General features: G+C 51.0%; 1 protein-coding gene. It reads right to left on the bottom strand.

Annotation, left to right across the window (positions count from 1 at the left end; genetic code table 11):
• On the bottom strand, positions 1-1,971 hold a 1,971-nt coding region (locus U0R10_RS11330), incomplete at both ends, for an autotransporter-associated beta strand repeat-containing protein (protein ID WP_377984094.1).

The following is a 1,971-nucleotide window of genomic DNA, read 5'->3' as shown; positions in this document are numbered from 1 at the left end:
CCTTCAACGTATTCGTGTTCTGACCAGTCGTCATGCTCACCCCAGCATCAAATACCACACTCCCCACCTGCGTACCGCCCACCCTTGCCGACTTAATCTCAACCGAATAATTCACTAAGTAATTTTGGAGCTCCGTGAATAATATATTCGCATTATCAGCACTTGCCGTGAAGGTATAGGTATTGCTCGCATAGGACCATGCGCCATTGCTCGTGGCCACACTCGTAATACGAACATTACTATGACCCGTCACCAAACTGATGTTAGCCCCAGCCACCAACTCCCCATCCAATAGCTGTAAACAATAATGCGTGGCCGGACCTGTGGCATTGTAAAAACGCATCTGATCCAAACGCTCCCGGTTTAAACCCGCACCCGTGCCCACATACACCTTGCCCGCAGTCCCACTGCTGCCTGGTGTACCATAAACCCCCTGCCAACCGTTGATCGTTAGCAACTTAAAATCATAAACACCCGCGCCACTAAAACGTAACGCATGGACCCCTGAACCTAAACTAATACCCGAGGCCGCATATAAACTTAGCTCCCCAAGCGTCTCTGAGTAACCAGCCGTTGATAAATCTCCCCCATTAAACTTCACCGAACTTGTGTTGGCAATACGCTCATCAGCACCCAATAACAAACTCCCACTCACCAATTCCGTCTGGCCCGTGTACAAAGCCTCGCCCACCAATTCTACGCTAGCTCCCACCACCCCATAAATCCGTAAACCAAAACTACTCGATGCTATCGCAGGTACTCCCGTTAAACTCAGCTTACCAGACGCACTACCCATCCCCGCATTACCCGTCAAACTCACCGTCCCACTCCACTCATTAATGCCACTCACATTCCGAAAGCCACCCACAACCCCATTTCCATAACCCGATAAACTCAAGGACTCACCCAACACACTGATCCCGCCGGTAAGCTCCAACACCCCACTGCCAATCACCTCAACTCCACTGCTCGTAGACCCTAAAGCACCTGCCGATCCAACCCGTAATGTCCCATTACCACTCACACGCGTTAAACCACTGTATACATTATCCGCTAATAAATAAACACTACCCGTTCCATCATGCGTGATCGCACCACTACCCAAACTCACCACACCTCCCACACTCAAGATCCCTCCACCACCAAACAACATACTCACATCAACGCCCGTAAAAACACTCGCCGCCGTTAAGCTCAAGCTCCCCCCATTCGAATTCACACGAACGCCCGCGCCAACCGTCACCTCACCCGCGTAAACGTTCACCCCACTTAAATTCCGTAAAGCGCCAATATTGCTCCGACCAATACCCAATAAACGCAAAGGCTCTGCTCCCACACTAATCCCCCCATATAATTCCAAACTCGCGCCACTTGTCACCTCCGTGCCCGATGTTATACTTCCCAAGCCACTCGAACTTCCAATACTCAACACACCCGCTAATACCTGCGTCAATCCACTATACGTACTTGCTCCACTAACACTCCACGTACCCGTACCAGACTTAGCAACACGCAATACCCCCAAACCATCCTCCAGTATGCCCGAGTAACTCGTGCTCGTATTATCTGCTCCAGCTGTTAACAACACACTCCCACTCACACTACTGCTTACCTTGCCACTACCCGCTAAACTTCCCACACTCTCACTCACTCCTCCCATGTCCAACTCCGTCCCAGCACCCAAACTCAACGCACTCAAATTCGGAATACTCTCCGCCTGTAATAAATAAAGCTTTCCCCCACTCACATTCGTCGAACCCGTATACGCATTCGAGCCTCCTAAACCCAGCACCCCTACGCCCAGCTTCGTCACATTTACGCCCTTCAACAAACCGCCCACCTGCCCATCATTCACCCCGCCACCCGTAGTCAATACTCCATTGCCATCACTCAAACTAATATTACCTCCAGTCCCTATCCCAATAGATCCCGCTCCCGCATTCACATCCGAACGTAAACTCAAGCCCCCAA

This window comes from Aquirufa avitistagni, assembly GCF_042715545.1.
Taxonomy (GTDB): domain Bacteria; phylum Bacteroidota; class Bacteroidia; order Cytophagales; family Spirosomataceae; genus Aquirufa; species Aquirufa avitistagni.
This window is presented reverse-complemented; position numbering and strand designations above follow the sequence as displayed.